Origin of the sequence: Nonomuraea sp. B12E4 (assembly GCF_039871825.1) — a bacterium.
In the GTDB taxonomy this organism is placed as follows: Bacteria; Actinomycetota; Actinomycetes; order Streptosporangiales; family Streptosporangiaceae; genus Nonomuraea.
In genome coordinates this window covers 72,941-95,187 of record NZ_JBDPME010000012.1, presented here as the reverse complement: position 1 = coordinate 95,187, position 22,247 = coordinate 72,941, and the positions used below count along the sequence as shown (strand labels likewise).

The window sequence follows — 22,247 nt, the reverse complement described above, 5'->3', positions numbered from 1 at the left end:
TTGAATATGAACCACTACGCAACGTCGTGCTGGGGAGGCGTTCGCTGTGCAGGAGCAGAGCATCGGATCCATGCTGGCAGGGGCCAGGCAGTCCGCCGGACTGTCGGTCCCGCAGGTCAGTGCTGCCACCAGGGTCCGCGAAACGATCATCCATCGCATGGAGCAGGATGACTACGGTCAATGCGGTGGCCTTTTCTACGCCAGGGGCCATGTCAGGGCCGTGGCCAAGACCGTGGGCCTCGATCCCGAGGCCATGGTCCACCTTTTCGACCAGCAGCACGGCGGGGCGCCGGTGCCGGTCAGGGCCGCGGCCGTGTTCCAGGCCGACCGGACCATCAACCTGCCGCAGAGACGGGGGACCAACTGGACGATGGCGCTGGGGGTGGCGCTGGCGATCGTGGTGGTCTTCGGCATGATGCGGGTGCTGGGGGACGCCGGGGATCAGGCGCGGACCGGCGACGGGCGAGTGGCCTCCGCCCGGCCCGTCGTGCCGCCGAACACACCGATCACCGAGGCGCCACGGCCGGCCGTGACCGCGGACAAGGGCATGGTGACCCTCCGGATCAGGGCGAAGCGGACGTCGTACGTCAACGTGCGTGACGCCGAGGGGCGCAAGCTCTTCGCCGGGACGCTCAAGGCGGGCAAGACCTCGACGTGGCAGGCCGCGGAGCAGGTGCACGTGCTGCTGGCCGATGCCTCGGCCGTATCGGTGCAGGTCAACGGCAAGGGAGTGAAGTCTCTCGGCGGTCGCGGGGAGATGGTGCAGCGCTCGTTCGGGCCGCCCAAACCCAAGTCACGGTAGTCACCGGGGTAGCCCGTGCATCGGGTGGTGGCCAACTCCCGATACCGTAGTGTTCACCATGTCATCCCGCCGAACCGCATCGCTGATCACTTTGGGCTGCGCGCGCAACGAGGTCGACTCCGAGGAGCTGGCCGCGCGACTCGAGGCTGCCGGCTGGCAGCTGGGCGACGACGACCCCGATGTCGTCGTCGTCAACACGTGTGGCTTCATCGAGTCCGCCAAGAAGGACTCCATCGACACGCTTCTGGCAGCCGCCGACTCCGGTGCGAAGGTGGTGGCCGCGGGCTGCATGGCCGAGCGCTACGGCAACGAGCTGGCCGAGGCTCTGCCGGAGGCCAGCGCGGTCATCTCCTTCGACGACTACACCGACATCGGCGGCCGCCTCGACGACGTGCTCGAGGGCCGGCCGCTCAAGCCGCACACGCCACGCGACCGCCGCAAGCTGCTGCCCATCACGCCGGTGGATCGTGCCAGCGCGCCCAAGGCGAGCATCCCCGGCCACGGAGACCTGCCGGCGGGCGTGGCGCCCGCCAGCGGGCCGCGGGTGCTGCGCAAACGGCTCGACGAGAGCCCCGTGGCCTCGCTCAAGCTGGCCTCCGGCTGTGACCGGCGCTGCACCTTCTGCGCCATCCCGGCCTTCCGTGGCGCCTACGTCTCGCGCGACCCCGGGGAGCTGCTGGCCGAGGCGGACTGGCTGGCCCACCGGGGCGTCCGCGAGCTCGTCCTGGTCAGTGAAAACTCCACCTCCTACGGCAAGGATCTGGGCGACCTGCGGGCGCTGGAGAAGCTGCTGCCGCGGCTGGCGGCCGTCGAGGGCGTCTCCAGGGTGCGGGTCAGCTATCTGCAGCCGGCCGAGCTGCGTCCCGGGCTGATCGAGGCGATCACCGACACCGAGGGCGTGGCTCCCTACTTCGACCTGTCGTTCCAGCACGCGAGCGGCACGGTGCTGCGCAGGATGCGCCGCTTCGGCGATCCTGAGCGGTTCCTGGGGCTGCTCGAGAGCGTGCGCGAGCGGGCGCCGGAGGCGGGCGTGCGCTCCAACTTCATCGTGGGCTTCCCCGGCGAGACCGAGGAGGAGTTCGGTGAGCTGGTCGGGTTCCTGGAGCAGGCCAGGCTCGACGTGGTCGGCGTGTTCGGCTACTCCGACGAGGACGGCACCGAGGCCGCCGAGTTGCCGGGCAAGCTGGACCAGGAGATCGTGGACGAGCGTGTGCGCGTGCTCACCGAGTTGGCGGAGGAGCTGACGGCGCAGCGCGCGGAGGAGCGGATAGGCACCGAGGTGGACGTGCTGATCGACGATGACCTGGGCGACGGCGGCTATGAGGGCAGGGCCGCCCACCAGGGTCCCGAGGTCGACGGCTCCGTCACGGTGCAGGGCATCGGCCTGGTCAGGGGGCAGGTCGTGCGCGCGCTGGTGGTCGACTCCGAAGGGGTCGACCTGATCGCGCGCATCAAGGCCGGTCCATGAAGCGGGACGAGCGCCGGGTGGTGAGCCCGTGGAACATCGCCAACGTCCTCACGGTCCTGCGGTTGGCGCTCGTCCCCTTCTTCGTGGTCTGCCTCTTCCTGCCGGGCATGGGATGGCGGGTGGCCGCGCTGGCGGTGTTCGCGGTGGCCTCGATCACCGATCACCTCGACGGCGAGCTGGCCAGGCGCTACGGCCTCATCACCGACTTCGGCAAGATCGCCGACCCGATCGCGGACAAGGCGCTCACCGGAGCGGCCCTGGTGTGCCTGTCGATCCTGGACGAGCTGCCGTGGTGGGTCACGATCGTGATCCTCGGCAGGGAGCTGGGCATCACGGCCCTCAGGTTCGTGCTGCTGCGGCACGCGGTCATTCCGGCCAGCTACGGCGGCAAGGTCAAGACCGTGCTGCAGATCGCCGCGATCGTGCTCTACCTGCTGCCCTGGGTGCCCGATCCCGTCCGGTGGGTGGTGATGGGGGCGGCGGTGCTGATCACCGTGGGCACCGGCTTCGACTACGTCATCCGGGCGGTGAAGCTACGCAAGGTGGCCAGGCAGGCACGCGGGGAGTGATCGATGGCGGACATGGCCGAGGTGCTGGCGATGCTGGTGGACCGGTCGGCGACGGTGGCGGTGGCCGAGTCGCTTACCGGAGGGATGATCGGGGCGGCGATCACGGCGGTCTCCGGGTCGTCCAAGGCGTTCCGGGGCGGGGTGATCTCCTACGCCACCGATCTCAAGCGGGAGCTGCTGGGGGTGCCGGGGGAGCTGCTACGGCGTGAGGGGGCCGTGCATCCCGAGGTGGCCGCGGCCATGGCCGCCGGCGTGGCCAGGCTGTGCGGGGCGACCTACGGCCTGGCGGTGACCGGGGTGGCCGGTCCGGAGCCGCAGGACGGCAAGCCTGTCGGCCTGGTCTACACCGCCGTCTGCGGGCCGGAGGGGCGGGTCTGGGCCCGCGAATTGAGCCTTGGGGGGTCGCGTGAGCGTATCAGGGTAGAGACGGTGGACGAGGCAGTCGATCTACTGTCACGTGTGCTGAAGGCGAACATAGGGGAACATTCCGGGTGATTACCGTGTTACGTCCCGAGCGAACATGCGTTGCACGGTCTGACGCGGTGTCGGTCGATACGGGTACGGTGGAGCTGTGAGTGAGGTCCGTGAGCCAACTGCAAGCACCGATCGCCCGGCAGGCGGGCCTGAAGAGTCGCGCGACGAGGCACGAGCGGTGGTTTCAAGGCGGCGACGCCCAGTGATGACGGCGAGGAGTATGTACGAAGCTAAGAAGACCAATGTGCGGCACGATCCGATCGCGCGGGGCGTGGTGAAATCATCCGCGCCGGGGAGGGAGCGACAGATGATTCTGCTGCGTCAGCTGCTCGGTGACGTGCTGAGGCGGTTGCGAGTGCGGCAGGGACGTACGCTACGTGAGGTGTCCACCCTCGCGCGGGTTTCCCTTGGTTACCTGTCGGAGGTGGAGCGGGGCCAGAAGGAGGCCTCGTCCGAGCTGCTCGCGTCCATTTGCGGCGCGCTCGGAGTGCCGCTCTCACAGGTGTTGCGTGAGGTGTCCGACCAGTTCGCACTGGCTGAGCTTCAGGCTGCCCCCGTGCTTGCCGACGTGCCGGAGCACGAGCGTCTGGCTCTTTCGGAGACGGTCCCCGGGTCGATTTCAGATTCCGTGTTCCCCGAAGTCAAGGACATGGTGGCTGCCTAAGGCGGTTGGCAGCCATCACACCACAGGATCAGCCGTTCCTGTGGTTGTGCCCCCAGCTCCCCGCGGCTGATGCGGGTGCCGCAACGGCGACAGGGCCTCCCCGCCCTGCCATAGACCCAGGTCTGCTTCGCCGGGCGGCGATCACCTGTGGTCACCGTGCCCGCATGACCCTTGTTGGCCTCCAGGAGCCGCTGGGCCAATGACACGAGCCCGTTGAGATCCTCGATCTCCCCGACCTTCTTCCACGGCCAGATCCCGCGCAGGAACAGGGTCTCGGCGCGATAGATCGTGCCTATCCCCGCCAGGTTGCGCTGATCGAGCAGCGCTTCCCCGATGGTCCTGTCGGGCACCGCTCGCAACCTTCGCACGGCCTCGTCCGGGTCCCAGCCCGGGCCGAGCAGATCCGGTCCCAGGTGGCCGACGAGGCGAGCCTCGTCCGCCGTCCTGACGAGATCGACCATGCCCAGCCTCACCCCCACCGCCTGCCACTGCGCGTTCGCCAGGACGAGCCTGACCCGGTCACCCGGTCCGGTGCGCCGGCCCGCGGGCATGATCTGCCAGGTGCCCTCCATCCGCAGGTGAGTGTGCACGGTCAGGCCGCCCTCGACGCGGGTGAGCAGGTGCTTGCCGCGCGAGAGCGTGGTGATGACGGCACGCCCGCTGAGGTCCGCCGTGGCGTGCCTGGGGACGCGGAAGTCGGATCTGGTGAGGACGCGCCCATCCAGCGCGCCGCGCAGCCGGGCTGCCGTGCGGTGGACGGCGTCTCCTTCGGGCACGCTTCCAGTCTAAGAAGGTGCCGCGAATACCGCGTCGTCGCCCATAATGATGATCGAAGAGCGGACCTGGGGCCGGGAGGCTGAGCGGGTATGCCAGAGATCACGGCTTTAAGCGGGGACGATCCCGCCGAGATCGCCGTCTACCGGCTGACCGGGCGTCTGGCTCCCGGTGTCTATACGGGCCGCTCGCCGTCCGGGGAGGACGTGGTCGTCCGGCTGCTGCCGCCGGACGTGCGGCCCGACCCGTTCCTGCGCGCGATCGAGCCCCTGCGGGGCGTCTCGGCCGTCAGCACCGCGCAGCTTCTGGCGACCGGCGTGCTCGACGGGCGCGCCTACGTCGTCAGCGAATACGTCGACGGCCCCTCGCTGGCGGAGACCGGCGGCGCTCTGGACGGGGTGGCCCTCTACCGGCTGGCGGCGGGCACGATCACCGCGCTGGTCGCCATCCACCAGGCGGGGCTGGTCCACGGTGACATCCGGCCCGGCAACGTGCTGCTCGGCCCCGACGGGCCCCGGGTCGTCGGCGCCGGTCTGGAGCGGGCGCTGGCCGAGTCGTCCCTGTCCACCCGCGAGGTCGCCGTCCCGGCCTACACCGCGCCCGAACGGTTACGTGGCGCCGACCCCGAGCCGCCCGCCGACGTGTTCTCGTGGGCGGCCACCATGGCGTTCGCGGCGGGCGGGTCCTCGCCCTTCGACGGCGGCTCGCTGGCCGCGACGCTCGACCGCATCAAGGACGGCGAGCCGGACCTGCCCGAGCTGGGTGAGCTGCACGGGCTGATCACGGCCTGCCTGGCCAAGGACCCGGCCGCCCGGCCCACCGCCAGTGAGGTGCTGCTGCGGCTGGTGGGGCAGACCTCGCTGCTGACCGGCCAGGTCCCGCGCGACGAGCTCCAGGAGACGGCCCCGTCCCAGCGCCGCCGCGGTGGCCTGCTCGCGCTGGTGGCCGCGTTCGTCGTGGGGGCGCTCGTGTCCGGCGGCGGCGTGTACGCCCTCACCGGCACCCGCGAGCCCGCCAGGGTCGTGGCCGCGACGACCACCCCGCCCGCCACCCCCACGATCACGTCGGTGCACACGGAGGCGCCACTGGCGAAGGTGGAGAAGAAGGCGGCCAGTGACGTCGAGTTGCCCTCCGTCGGCATCACCCTGCACGAGCACCCCAACGATCCGATACGCGTGGCGTCCTACCTGGAGTCCTCCGGCGCGTTCACGACCTACGCCAGGGACCGGAACGGCGCGTTCAAGGCCGTGAGCACGACCGAGCAGCCCGCCGTCGCGCCCGGCGGCGACTGGGTGGCGCTCAACCCCATGATCAAGTTCCAGGGCTCGGAGACGGACCAGGTCAAGTTCACCCGGCTGTCCACCGGCGAGTCCTTCGTCGTCAGCACGGTCAAGAGACCCCTGCAGACGATGATCCCGGTCTGGTCCAGGGACGGCGGCAGGCTGCTCCTGTCGGTCTTCGACGACGGGAAGCCGCAGCGGCTGGTGGGTTTCGTGGTCGTCGACGTCAACGCCAGGAAGGCCGTGTACGTCGAGGCCGAATATCTCGACGACGCCTCGCTGAACTACGTCTTCGCCCCGGACGGCACGATCACCCGGGGCTACTGGGACGGCAAGCGGGGCGGGGCCGAGTTCTTCGACATGTCCGGACAGGTCACCAAGACGATGCACTGGGTGGGCCTGCCGCGCGGCAGCGACTGGTTCTCCCCGAGCGGCAAGTTGTTCGCCACCCTCTGCCCGAGCGGCAAGGAGTTCTGCGTCTGGGACGTCAAGACCGGCGCCCGGCGGGCCACGGTACCCCTGGGACATCCAGACGGCCGCTTCCTCGGCTGGTTCAACGAGCAGCATCTGATCGTGCAGGATCCGGGCAAGAAGAAGGGCACCCAGTCGGTCAACGTCATCGACTTCTTCGGCGTCACCCAGCGGGTGCTGGCCGACTTCGCGACGACGAAAGCCACCCTGCTGCAGTTCGCCCGCGTGCCCAGCTCATGAAACCGCTGATCGCGACCGACCCCGCCGAGGTCGACGGCCACCGCGTCGTCGGGCGGCTGGGTGAGGGCGGGCAGGGGGTGGTCTACCTCGGCGAGGCCGCCGACGGCCGGCGGGTCGCGATCAAGATGCTGGGCGCCGGTCTGGACGACCCCGACGCGCGGGAGCACTTCCGGCAGGAGGTCGGATACGCGCGGCGGGTCAAGGCGTTCTGCACGGCTCAGGTGCTGGCCAGCGGGGAGACCGGCGGGATGCCGTACGTGGTGAGCGAGTTCGTCGACGGGCCCTCCCTGGCGCAGGTGATCGAGGAGCGGGGGGCGTTGCACGGGGCGGAGCTGCGCCGGCTGGCGATCGGGACGCTGACCGCGCTGGCCGCCATCCACCAGGCGGGGGTCGTGCACCGGGACTTCAAGCCCGGCAACGTGCTGATCAGCCGGGACGGGCCGCGGGTGATCGACTTCGGGATCTCGCGAGCGCTGGAGGAGGCGGAGCCGGGCGGGGACCATCTGGTGGGCACGCCGCCGTACATGGCTCCTGAGCAGTTCGGCGGGCAGCAGGCCGGGCCGAGGGCCGACATGTTCGCCTGGGCCGCGACGATGGTGGCCGCGGCGAGCGGGAGCCCGCCGTTCGGGACGGGCGACCTGCCCGCGCTGGTCGCCCGGATCATGTACGCCGAGCCGGAGCTCGGCGGGCTCGACGGCGAGCTGCGCGAGCTGGCCGTCCGCTGCCTGGCCAAGGACCCGCAGGAGCGGCCCACCGCGACGCGGGCGCTGCTGACACTGCTCGGGCACCGCCTGCGGGAGGGGGAGCTGCGGGGCACCGGCGAGCATCGGCTGCTGGCCGAGGGACAGCAGTCCGCCGCGCCGCCCGCGGCCGGATCCGGAGCGGCCGGATCTGGGGCGGTCCGGTCTGGAGGGGTCGGGTCCGGGGCGGCAGGGCTCCGGCGGAGGTGGGCGCTCGTGGCCGGGGCGGCGGGGGTCGCCGTGGCCGTGGCGGCCGCCGTGCTGCTGCTGCGGCCCGCTCCCACGCCGCCCGTTCCCACGGCCGTGCCCACGCCGCCGCCCGCCCCGCGTCAGGGCCCGATACCGCTCACCTCGACGTCGGAGCTGAAGCTGCCCGACACCGGGATCACGCTGCACGAGAACCCCGCCGACCCGGTCTGGGTCTCCTCCTACCACGACCAGCGCAAGGGCGGCTCGTTCCCGTCCTACGTACGGGATCCGGCGCGCGGGACCTTCGCCTTCTTCGGCAACCTGGAGGAGCCCATCGTCTCGCCGGGCGGCGGTTACGTGGCCTCCCTGTCGGGGACCCGGGTGCGGCGGGTGGGCTTCGAGACCATCCGGATCCGCGAGCGGGCAACCGGGCGGGACCACGAGGTGCGCACCGTGGACAAGCCCGCCACCTTGTGGGAGCCGGCCTGGTCGGCCGACGGGCGGCGGCTGGTGGCCACGGTCATGGAGCCGGGCGGGCCGTCCCGCGCTGTGGGCTTCACCGTGGTGGACCCGGCCGCCGGCACCGCCAGGACGGTCAAGGTGGCGGGGGCGGGGTCGGCCACGTACGCCTGGGGGTCCGATGGGGCGAGCCTGGTGCACGGGACGCACGACGGGGCGGTGCGGGTGGTGGACCTGGACGGCCGGCCGCTGCGTACGTTCCGGGGCCTGGGGGAGCCGGCGCCGGGTGGCGTGGCACGAACGGAGATCGGAACAGTCTTTGCCACGAAATGTCCGGGCAAAGCGGGAGATGTGTGCTTCTGGGATGAGCAGAGCGGCGACAGGAAGGGCATGACCCGGCTGCCGGCCGGCAGCGCCTTCCGGGGCTGGCTGGATGAGCGCCACTTCCTCACCACCGTCCCCGACGGCCGCGACATCGACGTCGTCATGATGGGCCTGGACGGCCGGGCCGTGCGCACCCTGGCCACCGGGCCCAGGGCTGAGATCGACCAGGTCCGGCTCTGGTTCACGCGACGCTGACCCGGTCGTCGCGCGCCGTCTCCACGCGGAGCGGTCAGTCCCAGGCGGCGGGGTCGGCGGCGAGCTGGCGGACGCGGTCGGGCAGCGCCCCCGTGGCCACCTGATCAAGGGTGACCTCCTCCAGGATGGAGCGCTCCGTCGCCCGCAGCGCGATCCACACCTGCTGCAACGACTCGGCGGGCCCCCGGTAGCCGACGTGCTCGGGGCGCTCGCCCCGCACGTTGGCGAGCGGCCCGTCCACGGCCCTGATCACGTCGGCCAGCGAGATGTCGGCGGCGGGCCTGGCCAGCACGTATCCGCCCTCAGGGCCCCGCTGCCCGCGGACCAGCCCGGCTCGGCGCATCTGCAACAGGATGTTTTCCAGGTATTTGGGCGGCATGTCCTGTTCCTTGGCCAGCTCACCCACCGTGGTCGGGCCGGCACCGGCGGCGGCGAGTTCGGCGGCGGCGCGGAGGGCGTAGTCGACGCGAGCGGAGAGGCGCATGTTCACGATTATCCCTCCTGGTCAACACTGGTTAGCCGCAAGGTCGTCAGAACGGACATGAGGGTCCCATTCCGGCGCGCCGCGGCGCCGCCCACCGGACCAGGTCACGAGCGCTAAACTTCCAACAACCTTTCCGATAAGCGGTTCGACATGACGGCGGGATTCAGCGTGGAGCGACGCCCTGGTGTGCCCAGATTGCTCAGGGAGATCAACGACCGGGCCGCGCTGGAGCTACTGCTGGCAACCGGTCCCATGACCCGCGGTCAGATCGGCGATCTGACCGGGCTGTCCAAGGTCACCGCCTCGCAGACGCTGGCCAGGCTGGAGGAGCGCGGCCTGGTCGAGGTGGTCGGCACGCAGGCCGGCGGGCGCGGCCCCAACGCCGCCCTCTACTCGGTGATCCCCTCCAGCGCCTACGTGGCCGGGCTGGAGGTCGGCCCCGAGCTGATCTCCACCGCCGTGGCAGACATCCACGGCCGCACGATCGCCGAGGTCACCGTCGATCCCGGCGGCCACGACGACCCGGTCCCGATGGTGCACGGGGCGATCGTCAAGGCCTGCCGCAGCGCCAAGGTCAGCCTCGCCAGGCTGCGCGGCGTGGTCATCGGCACCCCGGGGGTGGTGGATCCGCGCAGCGGCGACGTGCGCTTCTCCTTCGACCTGCCCGGCTGGCACGAGGGCATCCACGAGGCCCTGGCAGGCGACCTGCGGCGCGGGGTCACGATCGAAAACGACGTCAACCTCGCCGCCATCGCCGAGCGCGCCGACGGGGCCGCCCGCGGGCTCGACGACTTCGTGCTGCTGTGGTCCAGCCGCGGCCTGGGGATGGCCGTCATGCTCGGCGGCAAGCTGCACCGGGGGCGTTCGGGCAGCGCGGGCGAGATCGGCTATCTGCCGGTGCCCGGCGTGCCGCTGCCCGAGGACATCCGTACGATGCCGGGGCGGCTGCCCTCGCTGGCGGGCGGCCTGCAGTCGCTGGTCAGCGCCGAGGCGGTGGCCGAGCTGGCCCAGACCTTCGGCTTCGCGGCCGGCAGCGCCGGCGAGTGCGTCAAGGTCGCGATGGCCGCGGGTGCCGCGGGCGAGCCGTTGCTGGACGAGATCGCCCACCGGCTCGCCCTGGGGGTGGCCGCCGTGTGCGTGATCCTCGATCCCGGCCTGGTGGTGCTGGCGGGGGAGGTGGGGCACGCCGGCGGCGCCGCGCTCACCTCCCGGGTGGAGGAGGCCGTGGCCCGGATCTGCCCGGTGCGGCCCCAGGTGGTCACCACGACGGTGACCGACAAGAACCCGGTGCTGCGCGGCGCCGTACTGGCCGCCGTGGACCAGGCGCGCGAGGAACTGCTCGCGCCGTAGCCCACCCCTCCCGGACGGTGTCAGGCCGTGAGCAGCTCCACGGCGGCCTGGGCGTTGGCCCGGGCGGCCCCGTACGTGGCGATGTAGGCGGCGCTGGCGGGTCGCCAGACCGGCAGCCCCATCTCGATCACGGTGGTGTCGGGGCGCGCCGCCAGCAGGGCGGAGACCATGGCCTGGCTCGCCGGATGGCGGTGCGCGTCCTTGACCACGACCACCAGTGACCGGCTCGCGGCCCTGGCCAGCAGGCCGGGGACGTCGGCGGCGGCGGGCTCGACCCGGACGATCTCCGCGTCCGGCAGCCACGGGCCCACCCCCCACGGCACGTCGCCCACGGCGATCGTCGGCGGCGTGTCCACCTCGATCACCAGCGGTTCGACCAGCGGCTCCGTCGCGCCGGTCAGCCGCACGGCGCGCCGCGCGGCGTGCAGGCCGACGCCGTTCGGCTCGGCCGCGGGCTCCCGCGGCGCGCCGAACCAGTCCCGCAGCGCCGCCACCCGTGCCGCGGACTCCTCCAGCCGCGCCGGGTCCAGCCGGCCCTCGCCGACCGCGGTGACGATCTCCGCGATGATGTGCCGTACGTCGTCGTGGGTCGGCTGCGGGCCCAGGCAGAGCAGGTCGGCCCCGGCCGCCAGGGTCAGCACGGCGCCGCCGGCCAGGCCGACGCCCTGGGTGATCGCGTGCATGTCCATGGCGTCGGTGACGACCACGCCGCGATAGCCGAGCTCGCCCCTGAGGAGCCCGGTCAGTGCGGCGGGCGACAGCGTGGCGGGCGTGTCGCCCGTCAGCACCGGCACCGCGACGTGCGCGGTCATCAGCGACCTGGCCCCGGCCTCGATCGCCGCGCGGAACGGTGCCAGCTCCCGGGCTCGCAGCACGTCCATGCCGACGTCCACGACCGGGATGGCCAGGTGGGAGTCCACCCGGGTGGCGCCGTGGCCGGGGAAGTGCTTGACGCAGGCGGCCACGTGCGCCGCCTGCAGGCCCTGGACGGCCGCCACGGTGTGCCGGGCGACCAGCTCCGGGTCGGTCCCGAACGACCGCGTGCCGATGACCGGATTGTCGGCCTCGGTGTTCACGTCGGCGCTCGGCGCCATGTCCAGGTTCACACCGCACGCGGCCAGTTCGGCGGCGATCGCGCCATAGACCCGGCGGGTCAGCTCGACGTCGTCCACCGCGCCCAGCGCCGCGTTCCCCGGGTACGGGCTCCCGACGTGGTACGCCAGCCGCGTCACGTCCCCGCCCTCCTCGTCGAGCGAGATGACGGGCTCGCCGGCCCCCCGCAACGCGGTGGTCAGCTCCCGAACCTGGCCGCGGTCGGCGACGTTGAAACCGAAGAGCGTGACGCCCCCCAGGCCGTTCTCCAGCTCCCGCAGCACCCAGTCGGGCGCCGTGGTGCCCTGGAAGGCGACGAGCAGCGTGCCGGCCGCAAGACGGCGCAGCCCCCGATCACTCTGACTCATGGCTCCTCACCAATTCTGTGCATGGTCGGGCACGGCACTCGCGTGCCGGTGCGCGACCCTGTGGATGTCAGCCCTTCACGGCCCCGGCGACCAGGCCGGAGACCATGCGGCGTTGGACGATCAGGAAGAAGATGACGACCGGGATGGTCATCATCGTGGAGCTGGCCATGATGGCGCCCCAGTCGGTGCCCTTCTGCCCGAAGAAGTACTGCAGCGCGACCGGCATGGTGTATTTGGTCGGGTCACTGATCAGGTACAGCGACATGATCAGCTCGTTCCACGCCGTGATGAACGAGAAGATGCTGGTCGCGACCAGCCCAGGGGCCACCAGCGGGAAGAGCACCTTCCAGAAGGTGGTGAACCGGCTCGCCCCATCGATCCAGGCGGCCTCCTCCAGCGACTTGGGCACCGCGGCGACGAACGTTCGCAGCATCCAGATGCCGAACGGCAACGTCAGCGCGACCTGCGTGACGATCAGGCCGAGGAGCTGGTCGTACAGGCCCAGTCGCTTGACGCTCAGGAACAGCGGGATGACCAGCGCCTCGGAGGGGATCATCTGCACGACGAGCAGCAGCGCCAGGAAGGGCGTGCGGCCCTTGAACCGGAAGCGGGACACGGCCGTGGCGGACAGCAGCGCGAAGACGGCGCCGATGAGCACCGTGCCGACCGCGACGATGGCGCTGTTGCGCATGTAGAGCCAGATCGAGTGACCGGCCACGCCGTCGGTGAGCACCCGCTGGACGTGCTCGAAGGTGAAGCTCGTGGGGAACGGGATGAAGTCCGTGGTGAAGATCTGGTCGTTGGTCTTGAAGGCGGTGGAGACCATCCAGTAGACGGGGAAGGTGGCCACCAGGAAGACCAGCAGGCCGGCCGTGTTGAGGGAGATCTTGCCCAGGCGTTTGCGGGTCAGCGGGTTCATCACACCTCCTCCTGCTTGAACATCTGCCGGATGTAGGCGGCGGTGACGATGAGCAGGATCACGGTCAGCACCACCGCGATGGCGGCACCCGGGCCCATCTTCGGCGGGGCCTTGAAGGCCTCGGTCACCGCGTACATCGACAGGTTGTAGGCCTCCCGGTTGTTCGTGCCGGCCAGCACGTAGAGCTGGGAGAAGACCTTGAAGTCCCAGATGATCGACAGTACGGTCAGCACCGCGAACACCGGCTTGAGCAGCGGGAATGTGATCTTCGTGAACGTGCGCCACGGGCTGGAGCCGTCCACCCTGGCGGCCTCGTACAGCTCGGCGGGGACGCCCTTGAGCCCGGCGAGCACCGAGACCGCCACGAACGGGAAGCCCGCCCAGACCACGCAGATGATCAGCACCAGGTAGATGGACCAGGCGTCGTTGAGCCAGGGCTCGCCGGTCCAGTCGGCCCGGCCGAACAGGGCGCTGGAGAGCCAGTCGGGCAGCAGGTTGAGCACCCAGTTGATGGCGCCAGCCTCGGCGTCGAAGAGCCAGCGCCAGATCACGCCCTGCGCCACCGGCGGCACTGCCCAGGCGAACATGATGCCGACGATGACGAACAGCGACATCTTCCTGCCGAGCTTGTGCAGCAGGACACCGACGGCGGTGCCGAGGATGAGCGTGAGCGGCACCGCGATCACGGCGAAGAGCACCGTGTTGCGGAGCGAGGACCAGAAGATGTCGTTCTCGAGGATGTTGGTGAAGTTGTCGAGGCCGACCCAGGTGGCGGGCCGCCGGCCGGAGATCTGGACGAGGCCCACCCGCTGGAAGGCGATGATCACCATCTGGACCAGCGGATACAGCAGCAGGGCCGCGATGACCAGCAGGCCGGGGATCAGCAGGACGTAGGGGATCGACCAGGTGGGGAGCCCGCTCGCCTTGCGCGGCGGGCGTGCGCGGCGCCGGCCCGGGGTGGCGGAGCGGCCGCCACCCCGGGAGAGCGTTGACGTGTTCGTCATAGGACTCAGGAGGCGTTGAGAATGTCTTGGAGTTCGGTGTTGGCGGCCGCGAGCGCCTCGTCAGCGCTGGACTTGCCCTCGATGACCTTGCGGGCCGCGTTCTGCAGCACCGCCTTGGTCTCGTTGGCCTCGGTCCACTGCGGGTCGGCGGGGAAGGCCTTGGCCTTTGCGAAGGCGGCGGCGAACGGCGCCTGCACGGGGTCGCTGGACAGCGCCGCGAGGGCGTCGGGGTAGACCGGGAGGAAGCCGCCGTCGGTGGCGTACTTGACGCTCCACTGCTTGCCCGAGGCCAGCTTCACGAATTCCTTGGCGGCCTCCATCTCCTTCGCGGTGCCCCAGACGGCGATGTCGTTGCCGCCGAGGAAGGACTGGGCCTCGCCACCGGACTTGGACGGGAGCGGGAAGAAGGCCATCTTGTCGCCCTTGATCTTGCCCTTGCTCTCCTCCTCGATGGTCGCCACGTCCCACGACGCGGTGAGGTACATGCCGACCTTGTCGTTGGAGAAGCGGGTGCGGATCTCGGTGGTGTTCTGGTTGAGCCGCGACTTGCTGGACAGGCCGTCGGTGACCAGGGCGGTGTACTGCGCGAAGCCTTCCTTGAAGGCGGGGTCGGTCAGCTTGCCGACCCACTTGTCGCCCTCCTTGACGGCGTAGTCGCCGCCGGCGGTCCAGGCGAGCGCGCCGAGCAGGTGGTTGGCGTCGGACCCGCCGTTGAAGGCGAAGCCGTCGACGTCGGAGCCCTTCTCGGCCTGGATCTTCTTGGCGGCGGCCACGAGGTCGTCCCAGGTCTTGGGCACCTCTATCTTGAGCTCCTTGAACCAGTCGGCGCGGTAGAGCACCGCGCGGCTGCCTCCGCCCCACGGCACGGCGTACGTCTCGCCGTCGATGGTCTCCAGACCCAGCAGGTTCTTGGGGATCTGGGCCTGGTCTCCGGAGGCCACGATGTCGCTGATCGGCTCCAGGGCCTCCTGGCTCTGCCAGAGCGGCACCTGGTCGTTGCCGATCTCGGTGACATCCGGTCCGACGCCGCCGGCGGCGGCCGCCGTGAACTTGTCGTTGACCTGCGGCCACGGCACCCATTCGACGTTCACCTTGGCACCGGTCTGCTTCTCGAACTCGGCGACCAATTCGTCGGTGTACTTCTGCGCCGCCGGGTTGCTGTCACCGAGGCGCCAGAAGGTGAGGGTCTTGCCGGCGTACTTGGGGCCGGAGGCCGGCGCCGCCGCGCTCGGTGAGGACGTGGTCTCTCCACCGGACCCACAGGCGGCCAGGCCCAGGGCCAGCGCGGCCGTGGCTACCGTGGCGGCTGTGATCTTCGCGATCCTCACAGGGTTCTCCCTTCCCGGGTGCTGGCTTACGGTCCGCACCAGGCTGATCGTCAATGCCGAACGATGCTGCTAAACTAACAAGAAACTTTCTTAAAAAAAACGCTTGTTAGCCGATCGTGACGAGAGGGGCGCGTGCATGAGCCGAGACCCGGGAACACCCCGGTTGCTGCGTCGGCTGAACGATCGTGCGGCACTCGAACTGCTTCTCGGCGACGGCCCGCTCACCCGCGCCGAGCTCGGCGAGCGAACCGGCCTGTCCAAGGTAACCGCAGGCCAGCTTCTGTCCCGGCTGGAGGAGCGGGGGCTCGTGGAGGTCGCGGGGGAGCGCGCGGGAGGCAGGGGGCCGCACGCCGCCCTCTACGCCGTGGTCCCCTCCAGCGCGTACGTCGCCGGGCTTGAAGTCCTGCCCGACAGCCTCCGGGTCGGTGTGGCGGACATCACAGGGCGAGTCGTCGTCGAGATCACCCTCAACCCCTCGGACGCCGCCGATCTGGTCAAGGCGGTGCCCGCGGCGCTGCGCCGGGCCTGCGAGGCGGCCGACGTCAGCCTGTCGCGGCTGCGCGCGTTCGTGATCGGCACCCGGGGCGTGGTCGATCCGGCCGGCGGCGACGTGCGCTGGTCCTACGACCTGCCGGCCTGGCACGTCGGTGTGCTGGCGGGCCTGCGCGACACCCTCGACACCCGCGTGACCATCGAGAACGACGTCAACCTGGTCGCGCTCGCCGAGCACCGGCACGGCGCCGCCGTCGGCCACGAGGACTTCGTGGTCATCTGGGCGGGCGTCGGCCAGGGCATGGGCGTCATGCTGGGCGGCCGGCTGCACCGGGGCATCACCGGGGGAGCGGGCGAGATCGGCTGGCTGCCGGTCCCGGGCGAGCCGCTGCCCACCGACGTCTCGGAGCCGCAGTCGGGCTCGTTCCAGCGTCTGGTCGGCCACGACGCGCTGCGCGGCCTGGCCGAGGAGCACGGCGTGTCCGGCAAGACGGTGCCCGACCTGGTGCGCGGCGGCCACGAGGACTATCTGGACGCGGTCGCGGCCCGGCTGGCCGTGGGCGCGGCGGCGGTGACCGTCGTGCTCGACCCGGGGCTCATCGTGCTGAGCGGCGAGGTCGGCCGGGCCGGTGGGGACCGGCTGGCCGCCAAGGTGGAGGAGGCGGTGGCCCGCGTGTGCCCGAGCCGGCCCGCCGTGGTCACCACCAGGGTCGCGGGCAACCCGGTTCTGCGCGGCGCCCTGGTGGCGGCCCTGGAACAGGCCCGGGAGGAGGTCTTCTCCGACACTGTGTGAGAATCACTGCCCATGTGGCAGACCCCCGACGATGTCGTGCTCATCTCCGACTCCCGTGTGACCTCCATCCCCGTGATCGAATCCGGCGAGCCACTGGCCGACGTACGCGGGAGTTTGCGTGTGGACAAGCGCCTGGCCGACGACGCGGGCGCGTACGCGCACCTGCGCTCGGGACTGCTCGACCGGTTACTGGCCGCGGAGCGCCGGCTGCCCGCGGGCTACCACCTGCTGATCGTCGAGGGCTACCGCCCGATCGCCGTGCAACGCCGCATCTTCGACGAGTATCGGGCGGAACTCCGCACCACTTTCCCCGAAATGTCGCCCGACGAGTCATATATCGCGGCAAGTCAGTACGTGTCCCCGGTCGAGGTCGCCCCGCACACCGCCGGCGCGGCCGTGGACCTGACCCTGTGCGCCCCCGACGGCACCGAATACGACATGGGCACCCAGGTCAACGACAACCCGGAGGAGAGCGGCGGCGCCTGCTACACGGCCGCCCCCGGCATCCCGGCCGCGGCCCGCGAGCACCGCGACCTGCTCGCCGCCGTCCTGGAGCCCGCCGGCCTGGTCAACTACCCGACCGAGTGGTGGCACTGGTCCTACGGCGACCGCTACTGGGCCATGTCCACCCGCTCCCCGCACGCCCACTACGGGCCGGTGGAGTTCACCGGTTGACAACCCACTGTCTGGAGGGTTTTCCGGCGGGCGTGGTACGGGCACAAACCTCCTACGGAGGCTCGTGGACTCCCCCAGCGAGGTGTGCGCATGATTCCGTTGATCGGGATCGAAGAGGAATACCTCGTAGTCGATCCCCGCACCCGCCATGTCGTCCCCCGCGCCGCCGAGGTTCTGGCCGCGGCGACGGATGTGCTGGACGTGGTGCAAGAAATCACCAGATTCCAGGTGGAGGCCCGCACGCCGCCCTCCGCCGATCTCAGTGAGCTGGGCTCGCAACTGCGCCTGGCCAGGAAGGAGGTCGCGGCCGCGGCCCGGTCGTGCGGGCTGGCCGTCGTCGCCAGCGGCATCCCCGTACTGGGCAACGTCACGTCACCGCCGCTCACCGACGACATCCGCTACTTACAGGGCCGGGTGCTCTACCGCGCGTTACAGGACGAGATCAGCATCTGCGCCCTGCACGTGCACGTGGACGTGCCCGACGAGGAGCACGCCGTCTACGTCGGCAACCACCTGCGGCCCTGGCTGCCCACGCTGATCGCGCTGGCCGCCAACTCGCCGTTCTTCGTGGGGCGCGACACCGGATACGCGTCCTGGCGGGTGATCAGCTGGGGCCGCTGGCCGGTCTCCGGCGCGCCACCCTACTTCCCGTCGTTCGGCGACTACGAGATGGCGCTGCGCGCGCTGGCCGAGTCCGGCGCCCTGATGGACGCCAAGACCGTCTACTGGGACGCCCGCCCGTCGTCCCGGCTGCCCACGGTGGAGGTCAGGGTGGCAGACGTGCCGCTCGACGTGAGCGACAGCCTCACCCTGATCGGGCTCATCCGCGCGCTCGTCGTGACGGCCCTGGCCGCCGTCAGGCGCGGTGACCGGGGCCTGCCGGTTCCGACGGAGGTGCTGCGCGCCGCCTACTGGCGCGCCGCCCGCGATGGGCTGCTGGGCGACAGCATGGACGTGCGGCACGGCACGCTCGTGCCCGCCCCGATGATGGCGCGCCGCCTCCTGGAGCACGTACGCCCCGCGCTCGCGGAGGCGGGCGACCTGACCTTCATCGAGGAGGGTCTGGACCGGCTGCTGGACAGGGGCTCAGGGGCCATGCGCCAGCGCCGGGTCCACGCCCGGGGCAACGACCTGGCCGAAGTGGTCGACGACCTCATCGAGGCGACCGTGGCCTGACTGCCCCTGCACTGCCGATCTGCTCGACCGCGAGTCGCCGACCGCGCTCGCGGGGCTGGTAACAACTGACCTGACCGGTCCGCCAGGGGGGCCGACGACGGTACCCCCTGAGGGGCGCTGTTGCCCGGACCGGTCACGTCTGAGTGTGAAGAGAGACTCGACGGCGATGCTCAGGAGCGATGAGCCCGCCGTGCGGAGCCGACCGGCGCCGCGGCAGCGGGCGACCTGCTGAGCCCGATGGCGAGTGCCGGGCACATGTCGGCGGCTCGCAGCGCGTCTCCCAGGAGCCGCGCGGGCAATTCTCTCTCGCTGACCACCGGATATCCGAACATGTCGAGTTGTACGACCTCGGGTACGAGATGGCCGCACAGGCCGTGGCCGGCGCACCGGGACCAGTCCACGGTCAGTCGCACCCCGGAGCCCTGGGACTCCTCGTCCGGCACCGGCAGGAGCCCCCGTACAGGCCGGCCGCAGCCACCCTTCGCGGCGTGGACGGCGACGTCGTCGCTGAAGACGTCGAGTGCCGAGAGCAGGAACCTGGTGGTTCCATCGGGATGATGGCAGGCTCCCCTGCCACGGACGATCCCGCTGCCCTGCCTGATCGCGGCCAGCGCCTCGGCGCCGGCGTGGCCCGCGGCCAGGGAGGAGAAGGATCGGGCGATGGCGGGCAGCCCCATGTGACAGGGCCCGCACTGCCCCGCGGACTCGCTCGCCAGGTAGTCGGCTACCCGAGCCACCTCTCCCAGCGGGCACGTCCCCTCCTCCAAAGGAACGATGATCCCGGCGCCGAGCGCGGCGCCCGCGTCGGACATGGACTGCCGGGAAACGGCGACCGCGGCGACCCGTTCAGGGGCGAGCCACGCCCCGTGGTACCCCCCGACCATCACGCCCTGGCCCGCGCCCACCCCGCAGCGCTGGAGCACCGCCGAAAGCGGGGTGCCGGCCGGGGTCTCCACGACCGTGCGCCGGCGGCCGGGCCCCGTCACGGTGAGCAGGACCGTGCCGGGTTCGGCAGAGGTCCCGACGGCTCGGTAACTCGAGGCTCCGAGCTCGGCCAGCATGGCAAGCTGGGCGAACGTCTCCGCGTTGGACAGCAGGGTCGGCAGGCCGTCGACCCCGCTCTGCGCAGCCCTGACCTTCCGACCGGGCGGGATCGGCGTCTCCCCGTTGACCCCGCGGACCAGGGCCCCGCCCTCTCCGGTGATGAACCGCTCCGGCAGGTGGACGACTCTCACGGCGGCGACGCTGCCCGCTTCCTCGACCGCGCTCAGCAGCGAGCGCTCGGCCTCCCCGCCGTCGGTCACGCCGATGACGATCTCCCGGGCGTCCAGCGCGCGGGCGGTGAGCACAGCCCCGCCGAGCACCAGGTGCGGCACCCGCATGAGGAGCGCCTTGTCCTTGGCGCTGGCCGGCTCGCCCTCGGTCGCGTTGACCAGAACCACCGGCTGGGTGTCCCCGCGGACAGCCGACTCGGTGACCGCTTTGAGCTTGCGGGCGAAGGGAAAGGCCGCGCCTCCCCGGCCGCGAAGGTCGACTTCCTCCGCCAGCGCGACCAGCTCGCGCAGCGAGAGCCGGGGTAACGGCGGGTGATATCGGCTGTGGGCGGCCAGGTCGAGGCGCGGCAGGTCGGCCATGCCGTGGAAGAGCCGGCCCGGCCCCATGGTGACTACCTCGAGGACATCGCTCACCTGTGGCTCCCCGTCCATAACTGCGCCTCGTGCTTCAGCTCTGCCCAGAACTCCTCGTCAGGGATGCCGTGGGCTCCGATGCCCGACACGTGCCGGGTGGTGCGGGCTGTGACCCGACCTGCCTGCCGGCGGACCTTGCCGCGCCCGCGCAGCCACAACACGAACCTGATGAGCGCCGCGACGGCGACCAGCGCGAGGCAGGCGACGTAGCTGAGCGTCACCCAGTCCTTGGGCGCGCGGCCGGCGTTGAGGCCGTGCACGATCGCGACCGGCCAGCAGAGGTAGGCGATGAGGTGCAGCACCCTCCAGGCCCAGGGACGCCCCCTGCCGATGAACCTGCTGCGGGCCACCCCGCCGACGTGGACCAGGACCATCATTTCGGCGGCGATCGTGCCGAGGCCGATCCAGCGAGCGCGTTCCTGGCCGCCCATGAAGGGCACGATGACGTCGAGCATCGTCGCGTGCTGCTCTAACACCTTCAGCAGCACGTGCACGACCAGGAAGCTCATCGACATCACAGCGAGGGCCCGGTGCCCCGACTGGGCCAGGATGCGCAGTCGTACGGGGGTGAACCGGCCGGAGGCCGCCAGCCCGGCCACGACCACCGCCGAGAGCCCCACCAGCGCGAAGACACCGGAGTAGAACTCCAGGAAGTCCCTCGAGAGGATCACTACGGCGGAGCCCCGGTCGGTGGCACCGCCGGCCAGGACCGCGGCCAGGATGACGCAGAGCAGTACGGCCCGCAGGACCTTCCACCGGCGGGGGCCGGCGCGGGCGACCTGCCTGCTCAGCTCTCGATGCTTCATGTGAGTCTTCCTGGGCGGCTTGGTCAGGAGGATCGCGGTGCGGGCGCGGCCGGAGGGCGCGGGGCCGAGGAACGGCCGGGGTCCGTCCCGAAGTTGAGCAGCGGATTGCCGGACTCGACGCGCATCCCCGACCGGTCGGCGTAGAAGCTGCCCCCGTCGGTATGCAGGGTCCAGCCGCCGATCTCGACGCCGTCGAGCGAGACGGCGCCATCCCCGCTGAGTAGGGTGAAGCTTGCTGCCGCCGGGCCCTGGGCCGATGGGCCGCCGCAGGGGCGGTCGGTGCTGACCTGCCCCAGGTATTCGCCCCGCCTGACGGACGCGCCGTCTTTCACCCGGGTGAGGTCGGTCACCTGGTAGTACTCGGTGGCCGTCCCGTTGGGGTGGATCAGCAGGAGCATGCCCCGGCCCGGTGAGTGCGCGCAGAGCCGGTAGACCCGGCCCGGGCCCGACGCGAGGACCCGGCCGTCGCCTCCCGCGAAACGCAACCCGGATGTGTTGGCCAGGGACTGCACCGTCCACGACTGGCCCGCGTGCCAGGGGAGCACCAGTCCCTTGGGGGGGTTCCCGCTCTTTGCCGTGCCGTACTGCTCCAGCAGCGGTCGCTGCTCCGCCGGGATCACGGCCTCGGGTGCGTCCCGCAGGAGCCGGCCGAAGTCCTCGGTACCCGCGAGCCCGATCCGCCACGTCTCGTCGGTCCGCCGGGCGACGAACAGCGACACCTGCGGCATGGCGTCCACGTCGGGAGGCGGCGGCACAGCACACGTCCCGAACGCCCAGCCACCGGCCTGGTCGACCCAGATCAGATGCACGTCCGGCTGGGGCACCTTCTCGACCCCGAAGGCACTGTGCACCAGCTCGGCCCACTGATCGGTGACGGTGGCCTGGACCTGATCTATGAGCGGTGTGGTGCCGGGCGGCCCGGAGACCCGCGCGGCCGGATGGGACTGGACGGCCGCCGCACTCCGCTGCGTCGCCGACTGGGCCATCGGCCGGCCGGTGACTTCCTGCTGAACGATGGCGCACAGCGTGAGACCGACGAGAACGGCCGTGAGGCCGCCGAGGCGCCCGATCAGTCTCGCCAGCGGCATCATCCCGCGGCGACCGGAGGCCGGTCGCGCCATCAACGCCTCGGGCCGTGGGGAACCTGGGGCGCGGCGGCCTCGCCAGAGGCGGATGCCACAGCCAGTCGCTGCATATAGCCACGTCCCTTCAGAAGATCCACACCGACGAACAGGCCCTGGCCTGACCCACCACCGACGGCACCGCAGGGTGCCGTCCGAGCCACGGCGCGGGGCCGCACAAGGCTTGGCCGAAACAGCTTGGGCGGGCGTGTCCAGACGAACGATCAATGCTGCCGCGCCCG

20 protein-coding genes are annotated in these 22,247 nt (G+C 71.2%); 11 read left to right on the top strand and 9 right to left on the bottom strand.

From position 1 onward, the window contains the following. Nucleotides 1-70: 70 nt before the first annotated feature. The 5 genes from ABGB18_RS26260 to ABGB18_RS26240 all read left to right on the top strand — a co-directional run bounded on the left by ABGB18_RS26260 (nucleotide 71) and on the right by ABGB18_RS26240 (nucleotide 3,977). A complete protein-coding gene (locus tag ABGB18_RS26260) occupies nucleotides 71-802 on the top strand; it encodes a RodZ domain-containing protein (protein WP_347698392.1) in 732 nt (243 codons plus the stop codon). Between the two features lie 58 nt (nucleotides 803-860). Beyond that, nucleotides 861-2,270, top strand: coding sequence for a 30S ribosomal protein S12 methylthiotransferase RimO (gene rimO, locus ABGB18_RS26255; RefSeq protein ID WP_347698251.1), 1,410 nt, complete (start codon nucleotides 861-863; stop codon nucleotides 2,268-2,270). Further along, on the top strand, nucleotides 2,267-2,839 hold the full coding sequence (gene pgsA, locus ABGB18_RS26250; protein ID WP_347698250.1) for a CDP-diacylglycerol--glycerol-3-phosphate 3-phosphatidyltransferase: 573 nt from the start codon (nucleotides 2,267-2,269) through the stop codon (nucleotides 2,837-2,839). Before rimO ends, pgsA begins: the two co-directional genes overlap by 4 nt. A 3-nt stretch (nucleotides 2,840-2,842) precedes the next feature. Further along, nucleotides 2,843-3,334 carry a nicotinamide-nucleotide amidohydrolase family protein gene (locus ABGB18_RS26245; RefSeq protein ID WP_347698249.1) on the top strand — a complete coding sequence of 164 codons (492 nt, stop codon included), beginning with the start codon at nucleotides 2,843-2,845 and terminating at the stop codon, nucleotides 3,332-3,334. A 286-nt stretch (nucleotides 3,335-3,620) separates the two neighbouring features. Next, the gene (locus ABGB18_RS26240) at nucleotides 3,621-3,977 is read left to right on the top strand and encodes a helix-turn-helix transcriptional regulator (RefSeq protein ID WP_347698391.1); all 357 of its coding nucleotides are present in this window, start codon (nucleotides 3,621-3,623) and stop codon (nucleotides 3,975-3,977) included. On the opposite strand, the gene ABGB18_RS26235 is transcribed toward ABGB18_RS26240, so the two are convergent. After that, nucleotides 3,974-4,753 (bottom strand): DNA-formamidopyrimidine glycosylase family protein, encoded by a 780-nt coding sequence (locus ABGB18_RS26235; RefSeq protein ID WP_347698248.1) that lies wholly within the window; start codon nucleotides 4,751-4,753, stop codon nucleotides 3,974-3,976. The two genes, ABGB18_RS26240 and ABGB18_RS26235, sit on opposite strands and share 4 nt — an antisense overlap. Nucleotides 4,754-4,843: 90 nt before the next feature. On the opposite strand from ABGB18_RS26235, the gene ABGB18_RS26230 reads away from it, so the two are divergent. Both ABGB18_RS26230 and ABGB18_RS26225 read left to right on the top strand, forming a co-directional pair. Next, on the top strand, nucleotides 4,844-6,742 hold the full coding sequence (locus tag ABGB18_RS26230) for a serine/threonine-protein kinase (protein WP_347698247.1): 1,899 nt from the start codon (nucleotides 4,844-4,846) through the stop codon (nucleotides 6,740-6,742). Beyond that, on the top strand, nucleotides 6,739-8,709 hold the full coding sequence (locus ABGB18_RS26225) for a serine/threonine-protein kinase (protein WP_347698246.1): 1,971 nt from the start codon (nucleotides 6,739-6,741) through the stop codon (nucleotides 8,707-8,709). The genes ABGB18_RS26230 and ABGB18_RS26225 overlap by 4 nt, the downstream gene beginning before the upstream one ends. 34 nt (nucleotides 8,710-8,743) lie before the next feature. On the opposite strand, the gene ABGB18_RS26220 is transcribed toward ABGB18_RS26225, so the two are convergent. Next, nucleotides 8,744-9,193, bottom strand: coding sequence for an Rrf2 family transcriptional regulator (locus ABGB18_RS26220; protein ID WP_347698245.1), 450 nt, complete (start codon nucleotides 9,191-9,193; stop codon nucleotides 8,744-8,746). A 168-nt stretch (nucleotides 9,194-9,361) separates the two neighbouring features. Between ABGB18_RS26220 and ABGB18_RS26215 the strand changes: the two genes are divergently transcribed. Next, nucleotides 9,362-10,543 (top strand): ROK family transcriptional regulator, encoded by a 1,182-nt coding sequence (locus ABGB18_RS26215; RefSeq protein ID WP_347698244.1) that lies wholly within the window; start codon nucleotides 9,362-9,364, stop codon nucleotides 10,541-10,543. A 20-nt stretch (nucleotides 10,544-10,563) separates the two neighbouring features. Here ABGB18_RS26215 and ABGB18_RS26210 read toward each other — a convergent pair whose 3' ends face one another. From ABGB18_RS26210 to ABGB18_RS26195, 4 genes are all read right to left on the bottom strand, one after another. After that, nucleotides 10,564-12,003, bottom strand: coding sequence for a glycoside hydrolase family 3 N-terminal domain-containing protein (locus tag ABGB18_RS26210; RefSeq protein ID WP_347698243.1), 1,440 nt, complete (start codon nucleotides 12,001-12,003; stop codon nucleotides 10,564-10,566). Between the two features lie 67 nt (nucleotides 12,004-12,070). Beyond that, the gene (locus ABGB18_RS26205) at nucleotides 12,071-12,922 is read right to left on the bottom strand and encodes a carbohydrate ABC transporter permease (protein ID WP_347698242.1); all 852 of its coding nucleotides are present in this window, start codon (nucleotides 12,920-12,922) and stop codon (nucleotides 12,071-12,073) included. Then, a complete protein-coding gene (locus ABGB18_RS26200; RefSeq protein WP_347698241.1) occupies nucleotides 12,922-13,926 on the bottom strand; it encodes a sugar ABC transporter permease in 1,005 nt (334 codons plus the stop codon). The genes ABGB18_RS26205 and ABGB18_RS26200 overlap by 1 nt, the downstream gene beginning before the upstream one ends. A 5-nt stretch (nucleotides 13,927-13,931) precedes the next feature. Beyond that, nucleotides 13,932-15,254, bottom strand: coding sequence for an extracellular solute-binding protein (locus ABGB18_RS26195; protein ID WP_347698240.1), 1,323 nt, complete (start codon nucleotides 15,252-15,254; stop codon nucleotides 13,932-13,934). Between the two features lie 136 nt (nucleotides 15,255-15,390). Here ABGB18_RS26195 and ABGB18_RS26190 point away from each other — a divergent pair, with 136 nt between their 5' ends. The 3 genes from ABGB18_RS26190 (at nucleotide 15,391) to ABGB18_RS26180 (ending at nucleotide 18,390) form a co-directional block, all read left to right on the top strand. Beyond that, a complete protein-coding gene (locus ABGB18_RS26190; protein ID WP_347698239.1) occupies nucleotides 15,391-16,539 on the top strand; it encodes an ROK family transcriptional regulator in 1,149 nt (382 codons plus the stop codon). A gap of 12 nt (nucleotides 16,540-16,551) precedes the next feature. Continuing rightward, a complete protein-coding gene (locus ABGB18_RS26185; protein ID WP_347698238.1) occupies nucleotides 16,552-17,214 on the top strand; it encodes a M15 family metallopeptidase in 663 nt (220 codons plus the stop codon). 90 nt (nucleotides 17,215-17,304) lie between these two features. After that, a complete protein-coding gene (locus ABGB18_RS26180) occupies nucleotides 17,305-18,390 on the top strand; it encodes a glutamate--cysteine ligase (RefSeq protein ID WP_347698237.1) in 1,086 nt (361 codons plus the stop codon). Between the two features lie 170 nt (nucleotides 18,391-18,560). Here the strand turns inward: ABGB18_RS26180 and ABGB18_RS26175 are convergent, their stop codons facing one another. The 3 genes from ABGB18_RS26175 to ABGB18_RS26165 are packed head-to-tail and all read right to left on the bottom strand — an operon-like array spanning nucleotide 18,561 to nucleotide 22,005. Beyond that, nucleotides 18,561-20,078, bottom strand: coding sequence for an NADH-ubiquinone oxidoreductase-F iron-sulfur binding region domain-containing protein (locus ABGB18_RS26175; protein ID WP_347698236.1), 1,518 nt, complete (start codon nucleotides 20,076-20,078; stop codon nucleotides 18,561-18,563). Further along, nucleotides 20,075-20,884 (bottom strand): hypothetical protein, encoded by an 810-nt coding sequence (locus tag ABGB18_RS26170; protein WP_347698235.1) that lies wholly within the window; start codon nucleotides 20,882-20,884, stop codon nucleotides 20,075-20,077. Before ABGB18_RS26170 ends, ABGB18_RS26175 begins: the two co-directional genes overlap by 4 nt. A gap of 23 nt (nucleotides 20,885-20,907) precedes the next feature. Beyond that, on the bottom strand, nucleotides 20,908-22,005 hold the full coding sequence (locus ABGB18_RS26165; protein WP_347698234.1) for a hypothetical protein: 1,098 nt from the start codon (nucleotides 22,003-22,005) through the stop codon (nucleotides 20,908-20,910). Between the last annotated feature and the right edge of the window lie 242 nt (nucleotides 22,006-22,247).